The organism is Nocardioides sp. TF02-7 (genome assembly GCF_022437945.1).
In the GTDB taxonomy this organism is placed as follows: domain Bacteria; phylum Actinomycetota; class Actinomycetes; order Propionibacteriales; family Nocardioidaceae; genus Nocardioides.
In genome coordinates this window covers 3,173,081-3,187,204 of sequence record NZ_CP092535.1, presented here as the reverse complement: position 1 = coordinate 3,187,204, position 14,124 = coordinate 3,173,081, and the positions used below count along the sequence as shown (strand labels likewise).

Sequence of the window (14,124 nt, the reverse complement as noted above, 5' to 3'; positions counted from 1 at the left end):
GCGGTCCGGCCCTCGCGCCGCGTGCGCGACCAGCGGTTCCGCTGGTACTTCGCCGCCCGGGCCGTCGACCAGGTCGGCGACTTCATGGGCGGCGTGGCGCTCGCGTTCGCCGTGCTGGCGGTCAGCAGCTCGCCGAGCGCCCTCGGTGCCGTGCTCGCAGCGCGCAGCATCCCGACCGTGCTCTTCCTGCTCCTCGGTGGCGTGCTCGCCGACCGGTTCGGGCGGACGTTGATCATCCAGCTCAGCAACGTGACCGCCGGCCTCACCCAGCTCGCCGTCGCGGCGCTGGTCGTCACCGGGGTGGCCGAGATCTGGCACCTGGTGGCGCTGTCGGCCGTGGCCGGCGTGGCCGCGGCCGCCAACCAGCCCGCGCTCGCCGGGCTCCTGCCGCAGCTCGCCCCCAGGGGTGCGCTGCAGCAGGCCAACGTCCTCAACGGGCTGCTGCGCAACATCTCGCTGGTCTTCGCGCCGGCGCTCGGCGGTGTCCTCGTCGTCGGCATCGGCGCGGGCTGGGCGGTCGCGGTCAACGGCGTGACCTACCTCGTCGCCGCCGCCCTGCTGCTGCGCGTGAAGCTGCCGCCGAAACCGCCGAGCAGCAGCTCCAGCATGGTGCGCGAGCTGCGCGAGGGCTGGCGCTTCTTCCGTACGACGACCTGGCTGTGGGTGGTCGTGCTGGCGTTCGGTTTCCTCAACGCGCTCAGCAGCGGCGGCTTCAGCACGCTCGGCCCGGCCCACGCCGAGTCGTCGACGATCGGCGTCGCCGGGTGGTCGCTGATCGTCTCCGCCGGTGCCTGCGGCCTGGTCACGACGTCGCTGGTGTTCCTCCGGGTGACCCTGCGCCGTCCGCTCCTGCTCGGCATGCTCGGCTGCGCGGTCTACGCCTCGCAGATGGTCGCGCTCGGCCTGACGACCGAGCTGTGGGTGCTCGTCGTGGCGGCGTTCGTCGCCGGTGCCGGCATCGAGATCTTCGGGCTGGGCTGGGAGCTGGCGATGCAGGAGAACGTCCCGGAGAACATGCTCTCCCGCGTCTACTCCTACGACATGCTCGGCTCGTTCGTGGCGATCCCGGCCGGCCAGCTGGCGTTCGGCCCGCTCGGTGCGGCGTTCGGACTGCAGGAGATGATCCTGCTCGCCGGGCTCGCCTACGCCGCGATCTCGCTGCTCACCCTGCTCTCGCCCTCGGTGCGGGGCATGCGACGTGCGACTCCGGCCGACCGGGTCGAGGCGGCTAGCACCACTTCCGCGCCAGCGTCGTGACGACGTTGTAGTTGCGGTTGGTGGCGACCACGCCGAGCGCCTTCTCGACCCCCGCGGGGTCGACCGTGCCCTGCTGGTAGCCGGGTCCGAGCAGCACGTGCGCCACCCGGCCGCGCACGACGACGGTGTCGGCCGCCTGCTCCTTGGCGAGCAGCGCTGCCACCCGGTCCGCGGCCGGCTCGGTCTTGAGCAGGAAGAGGTAGTGCCGCTCGAGGTCGGGCCGGGCCGCGTTCAGCTCCTCGGCCTCGGCCGCGACCTGCCGGAGCTCCGACTGGTCGAAGACGATGGTCGGCACGTCGAACCCGGCGCGCTCGGCGTACGCCGCCTCCAGGGCGCTCTCGATCCGCGCGCGCGAGCGCATCGCGGTCGTGAGCCGGACGTTGCCGGTGTTGATGTGCGTCGCCACGTCGGTGAAGCCGGCCGCCTCGGTGGCGGCGGCGATGTCGCCCTTCGCGAACTTGCGCACGCGACCGAGGTTGATGGCGCGGAGGAAGGCGACGTAGGTGGGCACGCGTGCATTGTGCCCAGAGCCCGGTGTCCAGTGCCCAGGTGCCAGTGCGGGTGCGGACGGCCCTCAGGCCCGCGAGCGCGCCAGCAGGTAGACGAAGTACGGCGCGCCGATCACCGCGACGACGAGAGCCGGCCGGCAGCTGGGACGGGGCGATCACCGTGCGCCCGACCAGGTCGGCCACGCCGAGCAGCACCGCCCCGACGAGCACGGCGACGGGCAGCGACCGGCTGTGGCGGCCACCTACGAGCGCTCGCGCCATGTGCGGCGCGACCAGGCCGACGAAGCCGACGACCCCGACGGCCGCGACGCTCATCGCCGCCAGCAGCGCCGCGGTCACCAGCACCAGCAGCCGCACCCGCTCGAGGCCGACGCCGACCAGGCGGGGCGTGTCCTCGTCGAGCGCGAGCAGGTCGAGCTCGCGCCGCACGACCCAGGCCAGGGGCAGCGCCACCGCGAGCACCACCGCGACCGGCACCACCTGGTCGAAGGAGCGGCCGTACGTCGTCCCGGACAGCCAGGTGTAGATCCGCGGGGTGTCCCAGGGGTTGGAGCGGACGAGGAGGTAGGTCGAGATCGCGGTCGAGCCGTACCAGGTGCCGATGCCGATCAGCAGCAGCCGGTCGGCCTCGAGCCCGCCGCGCCAGGCGAGGGCGTAGACGAGGGTGAAGGCGATCAGGGCGCCGGCCGTGGCGCCGACCAGGATGGCGGTGTTGCTCGCGGCGGCGGTCATGCCCGTGCCGGTGACCACGACGACCGCTCCGACGCCGGCTCCTCCGGTGATGCCGAGGATGCCGGGCTCGGCCAGCGGGTTGCGGCAGGTCGCCTGCACCATCGAGCCGGCCAGGGCCAGGGCCGCTCCCGCGAGCACGGCGGCGGCGACGCGGGGCGCCCGCTCGTCGAGCGCGAACCGGACCAGTGGCGGCCCGTCGTCCTGCAGCCAGAGCGCGATGTCGCCGGTGCGCAGCCAGGTGTCGCCCGCGAGCAGCCCCAGGACGACGACGGCCGCCGCGGCGACGGCGACCACGACGAGCACGACGACGAAGCGCAGCCGGCTCCCGACCCCGACCCTCGCGGCGGGCGGCTGCCGGGCCGGGCCCGAGTCGAGGCTGCGCCGGGCGAGCACGATCATCACCACGGCGCCGGCGACGGTCGTGGTGACGCCGGTCGGCACCGACAGGGCCTCGTCGGCCCCGATCGCGGCGCGGATCACGGCGTCGGCGAGCACGACCACGAAGGCGCCCATCAGGCCCGCGGCGGGGATGAGCACCAGGTGGCGGTTGAGCGCCGGGACGACGCGGCCGGCCAGCCGCACCGCGACGGGGGCGAACAGGCCGACGAAGCCGATCGGGCCGGCCAGGGTGACCGCGGCCGCGGTGAGCAGCACCGCGAGCACGGTGCCGATCGTGCGGGTCGACCGCACCGGCACCCCCAGCACGGCCGCGCTGTCGTCACCGAGGCCGAGCAGGTCCAGCCGCCGGGACAAGAGCAGCGCACCGCAGGTCGCGACCGCCACGACGGGGGCGGCCCGTTGGAACGCCCCGAGCCCCAGCTGGCTGAGCGACCCGCTGCCCCACGCGTAGAGGCTGGTCGTCTCCTCCTCGAAGAGGATCAGCAGCGTCGCGGTGCCCGCCTGGAGGGCGAGCGCCATCGCCGACCCGGCGAGCACCAGCCGCGAGGTCGACGTACCGGCCCCTCCGGCGAGGGCGAGCACGAGGCCGGCCGCCAGCACGCCACCCACGAACGCGGTCAGCCCGGACGCCCACAGCGGCACCGAGAGCCCGAGCGCCGCGACGACGGTGACCGCGAAGTAGGCGCCGCCGGTGACCGCGAGCGTGTCGGGCGAGGCGAGGGCGTTGCGCGCCAGGGACTGGAACAGGGCACCGGCGACGCCCAGCGCGAACCCGACCGCGATGCCGGCGAGGAGCCGCGGCACCCGCGAGCCGACCAGTACGTCGGCGGTGCGGGCGTCGACGGTGTCGTCACCGACCGCCCACCCGAGCAGGTCACCCAGCCCGACGCCCGAGGTGCCCTGGGTGACGTGCCAGCCCGCGACCAGTGCCAGCCCGGCGGCGAGGAGCAGCAGCGCACCCGACGCGCCGACCACGGCGGCGGCGCCGAGCCGCGGGGTCTCCGCGGCCGGCCCGTCGAGCTCGGGCAGCCGCTGCCGCTCCACCACCACGTCCCGGGTCGGTCGTCAGCTGGTCAGCGCGGCGACGTACGCGTCGAGCACCTGCTGCGACGAGCGGGGCCCGCCGAACGTCCAGATGCCCTCGGGGAAGGCGTGGACGCGGCCCTCGGCGACGGCCGGGATCTTCTGCCAGACCTGGTTCTTCTCGAGCTCGGCGAACACGTCGCCGGCCGGGTCGGTGGTGCCGGTGTGGAAGAACGTGGCGTCGGCGTACTCGCTCATGCCCTCGATGTCGGTCTGCCCGAGCCCGTACGCCGGGTCGACCTCGCCGTCGTAGGCGTTGGTGAGGCCCAGCTCCTCCCCAGCTCGCCGATCAGCGAGCCCTGGCCGAACGGGCGGAGTGCGACGTTGCCGCCCTGCAGCCAGCCGTCGAAGTAGACGAACTCCTCGACCTCGGTGCCCGCGTCGGCGATCTCGTCCTTGGCGGCCTCGAGGTGCTGCTCGAACTGGTCGACGACCACCTCCGCGCGCTCCTCGCGGCCGGTGGCCTCGGCGATCAGCTCGAAGGTGTCGACCATCTGGCCGATCGGGTCCTCGGCGTCGGCGCCCTTCGTCGCGAGCACGGGGACGTCGTACTCCTCGAGCTGGGCGATGATCTCGTCCTCGGGCGTGTAGGCCTCGATGACGACGAGGTCGGGCTCGGTGCCGAACAGGGTCTCGAGGTTGGGCTCGTTGCGCAGGCCCACGTCGGTGACGCCCTCGGGCAGCTCCTCGGCGGTCACCCAGGTCGAGAAGCCCTCGACGTCGGCGACGGCGACCGGCGTCACGCAGAGGGAGAGCAGGCCCTCGGTCTGCTGCCACTCGATCACCGCGACCCGCTCGGCCGGCTTGTCCAGCTCGACCTTGCGGCCGAAGGCGTCGGTGAGGCTGACGGGCTCGGTCGAGGTGGCCGTCTGGTCGTCGGCGCAGTCGGCGGAGTCGTTAGCCTGCGGGGCCGGGTCGTCGTCACCGCCAGTGTCCGTGGTGCCGCAGGCGACGAGCAGCAGGGCCAGCGGCGCGGTCAGGGCAGCAGCGATCGAGCGTGTCTTCATCGGTTCCTCTGTGTGGTGAGTGGTCGGCGGCGGGGATCAGCGGCCGGGCTGGTGGTGCCGGCCCTGGGCCTCGACCCGCACCGCGCCCGTGACCGGGTCGACGATGGAGCGGATCGGCAGCCCGTAGACCTCGGAGAGGTGCTCGGCGGTGAGTACGTCGACCGGGGCGCCGGCGGCGCGGACCCGTCCCTGGTGCAGCAGCACCACGTCGTCGGCGACGGCAGCCGCGTGGTTGAGGTCGTGGAGCACGACGCCCAGGGCCGTCCCGTGCTCGTCGGCGAGGTCGCGGACCAGGTCGAGGGTCTCGACCTGGTAGCGCAGGTCGAGGTGGTTGGTGGGCTCGTCGAGGAGGACCACACCGGTGTCCTGCGCGAGACAGGTGGCCAGCCACACCCGCTGCAGCTCGCCGCCGGAGAGCTGGTCGACGCAGCGGTCGCCCATGTCGGTGATGCCGGTGACCGTCATGGCCTTGTCGATCGCTGCCCGGTCGGCCGCCGTGAGCGGAGAACCGGCCGCGGTGCGGGGTGCCGGCCGAACGCGACCACGTCGCGCACCTCGAGGCCCGAGGGGTGCGGCCGCGACTGCGACAGCAGGGTGACCCGCCGCGCGAACTCCTTCGCGCTCAGCGGTGCCGCGTCGTCCTCGCCGACCCGCACCGACCCGCTCTCGACCGGGTGGAGGCGGGCGAGCGAGCGGAGCACCGTCGACTTGCCGCTGCCGTTGGGGCCGATCAGCGCGGTGACCACGCCAGCGCGCAGGCTCACCGAGACGCCGTGCACGACGGTGGTGCGCTGGTAGCCGAGCACCAGGTCGTGCCCTTGCAACGCGTCGGTCGCCGAGGCCGTCCTCGCCGTCGCGGTCATCGCCATGGAGAGAAGGCTAACCTAACTTCGCCTCGTCCGCTTGTGGCCCCCGTCACGCGACCCGGCCCGTCTCCGCACGCCCAACCCGCCGACCCGGCCCATCTCCGCACGCACAACGCGCCGACCCGGCCCATCTCCGCACGCCCAACCCGCCGACCCGGCCCATCTCCGCACGCCCAACCCGCCGACCCGGCCCGTCTCCGCACGCCCAACCCGCCGACCCGGCCGGTTTCTGCACGAGCCGGTTGCAGGAATGCGCCGGGTCGGGCCCTTCCAGGTGCGGAGATGCGCCGGGTCGGGCCGTTCTGGGTGCGGGAACGAGCCGGGTCGGGCCCTTCCAGGTGCAGGAATGCGCCGGGTCGGGCCGTTTCAGCTGCAGAGATGCGCCGGGTCGGCGGTCAGGCGGTGCGGCCCTCGGCGGCCCACTGGCGGATCCGGTCGATGCGGGCCTTGAGCTGGTCGGCGTTGGCGACCGCGGCAGGCGGGCCGCCGCACTCCTTGCGCAGCGCGGCGTGGGTGATGCCGTGGGCCTGGCCGGTGCGGTGGTGCCAGGCGGCGACCAGGCCGTTGAGCTCGCGGCGCATCACGGCGAGCTGCTCGTGCTTCGTGACCGGGTCCTCCGGCGGCTCGACGGCGTCGGGGTCGGGCTGCCGGCGGCGCTCCTTGACCCGGGCCTGCTGGCGCTCGCGCAGGAGCAGCCGCATCTGGTCGGGCTCGAGCAGGCCCGGGATGCCGAGGAAGTCCATCTCCTCCTCGGAGCCGACCTGCACCTCGCCCTCGTGGCCGAAGGAGGCGCCGTCGTAGAGGGCGTGGTCGAAGCGTGCCTGCGAGCCGAGCGCCTCGAACGGCAACGCCTCCAGCTCCGCCGAGGCCGCCTCCCCCGCCTGCGCCTGGCGCAGCAGGTCCTCCTCCGCGGAGAAGAGTGTCGCCCCTCGTCGGTCACCTTCCGGCCGAGCACGTGGTCGCGCTCGACCTCGAGCTCGGCGGCGAACTGCAGCAGCCGCGGCACCGACGGCAGGAACACCGACGCGATCTCGCCCCGTTTCCGGGCCCGAACGAACCGGCCGACGGCCTGGGCGAAGAACAGCGGGGTGGCCGTGGTGGTGGCGTAGACCCCGACCGCCAGCCGCGGCACGTCGACGCCCTCCGACACCATCCGGACCGCGACCAGCCACCGGCTGTCGCCCTCGCTGAACTCCGAGATCCGCTTTGACGCGGCCTTCTCGTCGGAGAGCACGATCGTGGCGGGCTCGCCGCTGATCGCCTTGAGCACCTTGGCGTAGGCGCGGGCGGAGTCCTGGTCGGTGGCGATGACCAGGCCGCCGGCGTCGGGCACGTGCCGCCGCACCTCCGAGAGCCGCTTGTCGGCGGCCTCGAGCACGGCCGGGATCCAGGACCCCTGCGGGTCGAGCGCGGTGCGCAGCGCCTGGGCGGTCAGGTCCTTGGTGAGCGGCTCGCCGAGGCTGGCGGCGACCTCGTCGCCGGCGCGGGTGCGCCACTGCATCTCGCCGGAGTAGGCCAGGAACAGCACCGGACGTACGACGTGGTCGGCGAGCGCCTGGCTGTAGCCGTAGGTGTAGTCCGCCACCGACCGCGGGACGCCGTCCGGCCCCGGCGCGTAGGTGACGAACGGGATCGGGTTGACGTCGGAGCGGAACGGCGTGCCGGTCAGCGCCAGCCGGCGGGCGGCCGGCTCGAAGGCCTCCCGGACGCCTTCGCCCCAGCTGAGCGCGTCGCCCGCGTGGTGGATCTCGTCGAGGATGACCAGCGTCTTGAACCGCTCCGTGCGGATGCGCAGCGCGAGCGGGTTCACCGCGACGCCGGCGTAGGTCACCGCGACGCCGACGTAGTCGCTGGCGATCTTGCCCTTGCCCGCGGAGTAGCTCGGGTCGATGGGCAGCCCGGCCTTCGCGGCGGCCTCGGCCCACTGCAGCTTCAGGTGCTCGGTCGGCGCGACGATGATCAACCGGTCGACCTGCCGCCGCCCGAGCAGCTCGGCCGCCACCGACAGTGCGAACGTCGTCTTGCCGGCGCCGGGGGTCGCGACCGCCAGGAAGTCGCGCGGCGAGCGGTCGAGGTAGTCGCGGAGCGCCGCGGCCCTGCCAGGCACGTAGCGAGGGCGCCGTGCCCCACGCCGCACGCTCGGGCCAGGCGGGACCGAGGGAGGTCAGGCGGGAGGCGGCCTCGTCGGGGCCGCCGCTCACTCGCCGGTGCCCGCGTCGTCGGAGAGGCTCTCCCAGATCTCCTTGCACTCCGGGCACACCGGGAACTTCTCCGGCGCCCGGCTCGGCACCCACACCTTGCCGCACAGCGCGCGGACGGGGGTGCCCATCACCATCGCCTCGGTGAGCTTCTCCTTCTCCACGTAGTGGGAGAAGCGCTCGTGGTCACCGTCGTCGGTCGGGGACGGTACGGCGGTCCTCGCGGACGTCCGTTTCGGTCGAGAAGCCGATGGTGGTCACGGACCAGAGTCTACGTCCGTCCGGAGGCCGGGCGACCCCCGGGCGACCGCGTGTGGAGAGCGCGCCTAACCCGGCTGGGGAGGTCACCTCGTGCAAGGCGCGACTGAAGGCCTCGGCCGCCGGGCTGCGCTCGGTTCTCGTGACGATGACGGCCTCCCTGTCGAAGCGAAGGGCAGGATCGCGGACCTTCAGCCATCGAACATCCCGCGGAACACTTCGGGCGGCACTCTCCGGCATGACCGTGAGCGCCAGCCCGGCTGATACCAGGCCGAGGCGGGTCTGCCAGCTCGCGACCCGGAAGGCGACGTGCGGCTCCGACAGCGTCGGCCAGGCCAGGAACTGCGGCTCGTCCCCCGAACCGACGACCCACGGCTCTCCCGCGATGTCGGCGACGGCCACCTCGTCACGCTGCGCCAGCGGATGGGTCGCGGCGACGGCGATCCCCAAGGCCGTCGGCGCGAGGACCTCTGTCGTCAGCTCGCTGAAGTCGTAGTCGGGCAGGCCATCGCCTCGGGCGACGAGCGCGACCTCGATCCGCCGGGTTTGCATCCAACGCATCTGCTGCGGACTCCCCGCTTCGCGCAGGTCCACTTCCAGCGCCGGGTGCCGCTCCTTCAGGGCGGCGATGGCTCGGGGCACCCAGTGGGCGGCAGCAAGCGGGAAGGCTCCGACCACAAGACGACCCGCGACCTGGTCGCGGAGGCCGGCCAGCTCCAGCTCGGCAGCAGCGAGCTGGCTCAAGACGCTGCGCGCGTGCTTGGCCAGCACATCGCCCGCCGGCGTCAGCGTCACCCCTCGCGCCCTGCGCTCGAAGATCGGGCTCCGCACCGCGGCCTCCGCCGTGGCCACCTGCCGCGAGATCGCGGACTGGGTGTAGCCGAGTGCTTCCGCCGCTGCAGTGAACGACCCACGTCGAGCGACTTCGGCGACCACACGCAGGCCCGCGATCGTCAGTTCAGCCATGACCTCGACGCTACTCCCGGCGATGCGGTAGCCGCATACCTCCGGTGCGAAAAACCTCGCTTGTCCGCATGGCTTGAGCGGAGAACTCTGGAGTTGCGCGACCGCAAGGCAGGGTCACGCCCCCGAGCCCGAGGAAGGTGAACAGTGAACATCAACCGGAGAAAGGTCCTCGTCACCGGCGCCGGCACCGGCATGGGCCTCGAAGCTTCTCGGCGGTTCGCCGCGCACGGCGCCACCGTCCTCATGGTCGCGCGCAACGGTGAGCGACTCGAGCGCGAGGCCGCGAGCATGGGCCGCGCCATTCCCGTTCAGTGCGACATTGCCGACGATACGCGGGTCGATGCGTTGCTGGATCTTGTCGGAGAGCAGCACCGCGACCTGGACACCGTGCTGCTCAATGCCGGCATCACCCACACGTACAAGCTGTTCGACGACGCCGTAGACGCGGTCGCCCATGCTGAGGCCGAGATGCGCGTCAACTATCTCTCTGCAGTACGGCTCATCAGAGCGCTGGTCCCGATCCTGGAGCGGGGCGACGACGGATGCCTCATCGTCACCACCTCCGGGGGTCGCGTTCGCACCCGACATCACCAACCCGACCTACAGCGCCACCAAGGCGGCCCTGCACTCGCTGACCCAGTCGGCCCGGCTCCAGCTCGAGCGGAACGGCTCCACCGTCAAGGTGTTCGAGTTCATGGCACCCCTCGTGGACTCGCCCTTCTCTGGCGGCGTCGTCTCCGACGACAAGGTGTCGGTCGCCGACGCCGTCGACGGACTGTTCCTCGGCCTCGAGCACGACGACCTGGAGATGCAGGTCGGCATCACCAGGGATGTCTACGAAGCGCTCCGCGCATCGACCGACGCCGCGGTTCGCGCGGTGAATGCATCGACCGGCGGATGACCTACGACCCGCCCCGACCCGACCGAGCGAAAGGAAAACTGATGAAGACCTGGTTCATCACCGGCGCATCCCGCGGCATCGGCCGCGAGCTCACCGAGCAGATCCTGGCCCGCGGCGGCCGAGTCGCAGCGACCCTGCGCCGCCCGGAGCAGCTCGACGAGCTCGCCGACCGATACGGAGACCGGCTGTGGCGACACGCCCTCGACGTCACTCGACAGCCAGCAGCTCGATACCGCGGTCGACGCCGCGTTCGCCGAGCTGGGACGGATCGACGTCGTCGTCTCCAACGCAGGGTTCGGAGTCATGGGCGCAGCCGAGGACCTGTGCGACGAACAGGTCGAGCGCTCCATCGCCACCAACCTCACCGGCTCCATCCAGCTCGCCCGCCGCGTCGTTCCGCACCTGCGCAAGCAGGGCGGCGGCGTGCTCGTCCAGATCTCCAGCATGGGCGGCCACATCACGTTCCCCGGGTTCGCGATCTACCACGCGACCAAGTGGGGCATCGAGGGCTACTTCGAGTCCCTTTCCGCCGAGATCGAGCCCTTCGGCATCAAGACCATCCTGGTCGAGCCCGGCATGGTCCGCACGACCTTCTACGCCGCCGCCGAACAGGTCCCCCTCAGTGAGCCCTACGTCGGCGGTCCTGCCGATGCCGATCCCATCCCGGTGGAGCAGATGCCCGCCAGCCAGTCCGGCGTCGCAAATGCGACCATCGAGGCCGCGCTCTCCGACACACCCCCGCTGCGCCTGCTCATCAACTCCGACGCGTATGAGGCTGTGACGACCTCGGTGCGCGAACGTCTTGCCGGATTCGAGGCGCGACGCGACGCCGCGTATGCCGCGGATGCAGAGGTCGAAGCCGGGACCTCGTGACGACCGGTCGCCGATGGAGCACGGCCCGGCGAGCGTTCCTAGGCGCCATCACCATCTGGCTGACGAGTCAACGACCGCGCCTAGTTGAGCGCGGGATCCGCAGGGCGGGTGGAGTGGAAGGCGAGGTCGCCGGGCTGGCGGCGCATGACCTCGCGCCAGAGGTCGCGGGTGTCGTGGCGGAAGACGTCGTCGGCCTGCCCGGGCACGACGTACCAGCTGCCCTCGGCGATCTCGGCCTCGAGCTGGCCGGTGCCCCAGCCGGCGTAGCCGGCGAAGATCCGGAGCCGGTCGACGGTGCCGACGACGAGCTCGCTCGGCGTGTCGAGGTCGAGCAGCCCGAGCCGGTCGACGACGGGCTGGAAGCCGGCCGCGTTCTCGCCGCCGGGAGCGGCGAGGGCGACGGCCAGCGCGCCGTCGGTGGAGACGGGTCCGCCCTGGAACAGCACCTCGGGCTCGTCGACGACGTCGCCCCACTCGCCGAGCACCTCGGAGACGGGCAGCGGGCTCGGCCGGTTGAGCACCACGCCCAGCGCTCCCTCGGGGTTGACGTCGAGGAGCAGGACGACCGCGTCGACGAAGTTCGGGTCGAGCAGCGCGGGACTGGCGAGCAGCAGCATGCCCGCCCGGGGGTCGCTCACCGGGTCGCTCACTCCTCCATCATGCCCGGAAGCGCCGACCCCGGGCCCGGCGCGGGAGGGAGAGGGAGGGGGGGGCGCGTCGGGCCCGGGGCCGGGTTCGTGGGGCGGTCAGGCGGCCACGACCGCGCGGAGGCGGTCGACCAGGCCGCGGCGCGGCGCGTGGGTGGAGCCGGTCGCCGCGGCGCCGGCCCACAGCTCGCGGCCGCGCTCCTCGATCTCGGCACCGATCCGCTGCGCGGCGGCGTCGCCGAGACCGGCGCGGCCGCCCATGACCGCCAGGAAGTGGCGCTCCTTGGCGACGGCACGGGCGAGCGCTCCCGCGGTGGCGTCGTCGGCGGGGTGCCGGCGGTGGTGGTCGAGCACCATCCGTACGCCCGGCATCTGGCCGGCGGTGCGTGCCCAGGCGGCGGCGACCGCCCGCTCGAGGTCCATCGGCTGGGCCGCGAGCTCGCGCTCGACGTGACCCGGAGAGCCGGGTGTGCCACCGCAGCTGCAGCGTGGCGAGCAGGTCGAGCTCGTCGCGGAACGTCTCGGCGAACCCGGGGACGTCGGTCGGCAGCACGCCGTCGCGCCGGGCGTCCGCGGTCGCCATCACGGTGCGGAGGGTCTCGCCCCGGTTGTGGAAGGCCTTCCAGGTCATGGTCAGCGGCTCCTTCACTGGTGTGGACGGCAGCCAGTCCCCCCGGTGGAACGTGCCCGTCCGCGTGGCCGGGGGTCGGTCCCGGCGGCGGACATACCGTAAGTACGTACTCTCAGTATGGAGCAGACCCGCGGTATGCCCAAGGACGTGCGACGTGATCTGGCGCACGAGATGACCGTCACCGCCACGCGCGCCCCGGGAGTGACGACCGACATATGCTGGTCCGATGGCGAAGCCGTCGGTCCCCAGGCTGGTCCCCAAGGTGCCGAAGGTGCCGCGGGTCCCCGGCGTGACCGGCACGACCAGCCGCGCGGCGTACTCCGCCTCCACCAAGCGGGCGCTGGTCGACGTCGCCGAGGAGCTGTTCACCGCCCAGGGGTACGCCGCCACCTCGCTCGACGCGATCGTCGCCGGCGCACAGGTGACCAAGGGGGCGCTCTACCACCACTTCTCGGGCAAGCAGGCGCTGTTCGAGGCCGTCTTCGAGCGGGTGGAGCACGACGCGGCCCAGCGGATCCAGCAGGAGCTGCGCGACCAGGACGACCCGTGGGTGAAGGCGCTGGCGGGTCTCCGCGCGTTCCTCGCGGTGGTCCAGGAGCCGCGGTACCGGCGGATCGTGATCCAGGAGGGTCCGGCGGTGCTGGGCTACGAGCGCTTCCGGGAGCAGGAGGAGCGCTCGACGTTCGCCAACGTGCTCGAGATCGTGCGGGCCGTGCTCGAGGCCGGGTCGTGGACGCTCGACGAGCCGATGCTGCAGACGTTCGCGCGGATCTTCTTCGGTGCGATGTCGTCGGCGGGCGAGTCGGTGTCGACCGCCGACGACCCCGAGGCGGCGGCCCGCCGGGTCGAGGCCGCGATCGCGTTCCTGCTCTCCGGCGTGCAGCTGATGGTCGAGAACGGCGAGGAGCTGCCGCCCGGCCTCGGCGGCGACTACTTGCCGTAGGTGACCGAGCCGCCTGCCGAGTCGACCGGCACCAGCTCGATCCACACCCGGCCGGCCGGCACCTTCAGGTCGCCCTTGCGGGTCTCCAGCTGCAGTGGCGTGTCGAGGGCGTCCTTGCTCCAGGAGCCCTTGACGACCTTGCCGCCGTGGAAGAGCAGCGCGTCGCCGGTGCCCTCGAAGATCGTCTCGGGCACGGTGTTGCCGGCGGGGTCGAGGTAGCCGGCGTCGCCGACCTCGACCCGCAGCACCAGCACGCTGTCGGCGGGGAACTCGTCGCCGTCGGCGGCGTGGGTGTTCTCGTTGACGTAGCTGCCGTTGCTGAAGGACCAGTTCGTCGAGTGCTGGCCGAAGTCGGCGGTGAGCGTGCCGGCCGGGCGACCCTGGGGGACGTCGTCGCCGGTGCCCCACGGCAGGTAGTCGTCGGGACGGGCGGTCTCCTTGTCCCGCGCGGCCTTCGCGACCGCCGCCATGTCGGCGAACAGGTTGTACGGCGCGCTGCGGGTCTGCTCGCGGAAGAAGCCGGGGCTGCCCTCGTTGAAGATCTTGATGCCGGCGTCGTTGACGCGCTCGACGGTCTGCGCCGCGCCGCCGCTGGCCACCATCGCGCCGTCGACCGGCGCGACGATGCCGATGTCGCTGGCCCGCATCGACCGGACCGGGCCGACCTCGCCCGGGATCTCGGAGTAGTAGAGCGCCGCCAGCCGGGTGATGCCGCCCTCGACCAGCTCCTCGACGACCAGGTCGGCGCTGCCGAGGCCCTGCTGGGGGGCGCTGGACTCGGTGTTGTCCATCTTCAGCACGAGGACCGGGTGGTCCTGCTCGGCGTCGTCGCCGTCGGCGACCGGCAGGCCGGT

At 72.8% G+C, this 14,124-nt stretch carries 13 protein-coding genes and 4 pseudogenes; 4 read left to right on the top strand and 13 right to left on the bottom strand.

Annotation, left to right across the window (positions count from 1 at the left end; all coding sequences use genetic code 11):
* Positions 1-21: 21 nt before the first annotated feature.
* Complete coding sequence (locus MF408_RS16330; RefSeq protein WP_240248579.1) at positions 22-1,257, top strand: MFS transporter; 1,236 nt, start codon at positions 22-24, stop codon at positions 1,255-1,257.
* Here MF408_RS16330 and MF408_RS16325 read toward each other — a convergent pair.
* The 10 genes and pseudogenes from MF408_RS16325 to MF408_RS16285 all read right to left on the bottom strand — a co-directional run bounded on the left by MF408_RS16325 (position 1,229) and on the right by MF408_RS16285 (position 9,731).
* Complete coding sequence (locus MF408_RS16325; RefSeq protein WP_240251971.1) at positions 1,229-1,723, bottom strand: DUF1697 domain-containing protein; 495 nt, start codon at positions 1,721-1,723, stop codon at positions 1,229-1,231. The genes MF408_RS16330 and MF408_RS16325 overlap by 29 nt on opposite strands.
* A 232-nt stretch (positions 1,724-1,955) precedes the next feature.
* Positions 1,956-3,872, bottom strand: a pseudogene (locus MF408_RS16320) (iron ABC transporter permease); the annotation flags it as partial.
* Between the two features lie 90 nt (positions 3,873-3,962).
* A complete protein-coding gene (locus tag MF408_RS16315) occupies positions 3,963-4,178 on the bottom strand; it encodes a hypothetical protein (RefSeq protein WP_240248578.1) in 216 nt (71 codons plus the stop codon).
* The gene (locus MF408_RS16310) at positions 4,175-4,987 is read right to left on the bottom strand and encodes an ABC transporter substrate-binding protein (protein WP_240248577.1); all 813 of its coding nucleotides are present in this window, start codon (positions 4,985-4,987) and stop codon (positions 4,175-4,177) included. The genes MF408_RS16315 and MF408_RS16310 overlap by 4 nt, the downstream gene beginning before the upstream one ends.
* 36 nt (positions 4,988-5,023) lie before the next feature.
* Positions 5,024-5,452 (bottom strand): ABC transporter ATP-binding protein, encoded by a 429-nt coding sequence (locus MF408_RS25665; protein ID WP_275693199.1) that lies wholly within the window; start codon positions 5,450-5,452, stop codon positions 5,024-5,026.
* On the bottom strand, positions 5,449-5,856 hold the full coding sequence (locus tag MF408_RS25660) for an ABC transporter ATP-binding protein (protein ID WP_275693198.1): 408 nt from the start codon (positions 5,854-5,856) through the stop codon (positions 5,449-5,451). The genes MF408_RS25665 and MF408_RS25660 overlap by 4 nt, the downstream gene beginning before the upstream one ends.
* Positions 5,857-6,248: 392 nt before the next feature.
* Positions 6,249-8,021, bottom strand: a pseudogene (locus MF408_RS16300) (DEAD/DEAH box helicase).
* 29 nt (positions 8,022-8,050) lie between these two features.
* Positions 8,051-8,248: pseudogene (locus MF408_RS16295) on the bottom strand (DUF3039 domain-containing protein); the annotation flags it as partial.
* Positions 8,238-9,275, bottom strand: a complete 1,038-nt coding sequence (locus tag MF408_RS16290) for a LysR family transcriptional regulator (protein ID WP_240248576.1) — start codon at positions 9,273-9,275, stop codon at positions 8,238-8,240. The pseudogene MF408_RS16295 and the gene MF408_RS16290, both read right to left, overlap by 11 nt.
* Positions 9,276-9,389: 114 nt before the next feature.
* Positions 9,390-9,731, bottom strand: a complete 342-nt coding sequence (locus MF408_RS16285) for a hypothetical protein (RefSeq protein WP_240248575.1) — start codon at positions 9,729-9,731, stop codon at positions 9,390-9,392.
* A gap of 226 nt (positions 9,732-9,957) precedes the next feature.
* Here MF408_RS16285 and MF408_RS16280 point away from each other — a divergent pair, with 226 nt between their 5' ends.
* Together MF408_RS16280 and MF408_RS16275 are read left to right on the top strand one after the other, a co-directional pair.
* The gene (locus MF408_RS16280) at positions 9,958-10,176 is read left to right on the top strand and encodes a hypothetical protein (RefSeq protein WP_240248574.1); all 219 of its coding nucleotides are present in this window, start codon (positions 9,958-9,960) and stop codon (positions 10,174-10,176) included.
* Positions 10,177-10,401: 225 nt separating this feature from the next.
* A pseudogene (locus MF408_RS16275) lies at positions 10,402-11,049 on the top strand (SDR family NAD(P)-dependent oxidoreductase); the annotation flags it as partial.
* A gap of 80 nt (positions 11,050-11,129) precedes the next feature.
* On the opposite strand, the gene MF408_RS16270 reads toward MF408_RS16275, so the two are convergent.
* Positions 11,130-11,687, bottom strand: coding sequence for a YqgE/AlgH family protein (locus MF408_RS16270; RefSeq protein ID WP_240248573.1), 558 nt, complete (start codon positions 11,685-11,687; stop codon positions 11,130-11,132).
* 108 nt (positions 11,688-11,795) lie between these two features.
* The gene (locus MF408_RS16265) at positions 11,796-12,119 is read right to left on the bottom strand and encodes a hypothetical protein (protein WP_240248572.1); all 324 of its coding nucleotides are present in this window, start codon (positions 12,117-12,119) and stop codon (positions 11,796-11,798) included.
* A 434-nt stretch (positions 12,120-12,553) separates the two neighbouring features.
* On the opposite strand from MF408_RS16265, the gene MF408_RS16260 reads away from it, so the two are divergent.
* Positions 12,554-13,270 (top strand): TetR/AcrR family transcriptional regulator, encoded by a 717-nt coding sequence (locus tag MF408_RS16260; RefSeq protein ID WP_240248571.1) that lies wholly within the window; start codon positions 12,554-12,556, stop codon positions 13,268-13,270.
* On the opposite strand, the gene MF408_RS16255 is transcribed toward MF408_RS16260, so the two are convergent.
* On the bottom strand, positions 13,258-14,118 hold the full coding sequence (locus tag MF408_RS16255) for a DUF3048 domain-containing protein (protein WP_275693487.1): 861 nt from the start codon (positions 14,116-14,118) through the stop codon (positions 13,258-13,260). The two genes, MF408_RS16260 and MF408_RS16255, sit on opposite strands and share 13 nt — an antisense overlap.
* Positions 14,119-14,124: the final 6 nt, after the last annotated feature.

Coding starts and splice junctions, on each gene's coding strand:
- MF408_RS16285 (WP_240248575.1), bottom strand. CDS start 9,731: ATGGGCGACCGCGTCTACGGCGTCGTCGAACAGCTTGTACGTGTGGGT.
- MF408_RS16260 (WP_240248571.1), top strand. CDS start 12,554: ATGGCGAAGCCGTCGGTCCCCAGGCTGGTCCCCAAGGTGCCGAAGGTG.
- MF408_RS25660 (WP_275693198.1), bottom strand. CDS start 5,856: ATGGCGATGACCGCGACGGCGAGGACGGCCTCGGCGACCGACGCGTTG.
- MF408_RS25665 (WP_275693199.1), bottom strand. CDS start 5,452: ATGACGGTCACCGGCATCACCGACATGGGCGACCGCTGCGTCGACCAG.
- MF408_RS16310 (WP_240248577.1), bottom strand. CDS start 4,987: ATGAAGACACGCTCGATCGCTGCTGCCCTGACCGCGCCGCTGGCCCTG.
- MF408_RS16265 (WP_240248572.1), bottom strand. CDS start 12,119: ATGGACCTCGAGCGGGCGGTCGCCGCCGCCTGGGCACGCACCGCCGGC.
- MF408_RS16290 (WP_240248576.1), bottom strand. CDS start 9,275: ATGGCTGAACTGACGATCGCGGGCCTGCGTGTGGTCGCCGAAGTCGCT.
- MF408_RS16315 (WP_240248578.1), bottom strand. CDS start 4,178: ATGAGCGAGTACGCCGACGCCACGTTCTTCCACACCGGCACCACCGAC.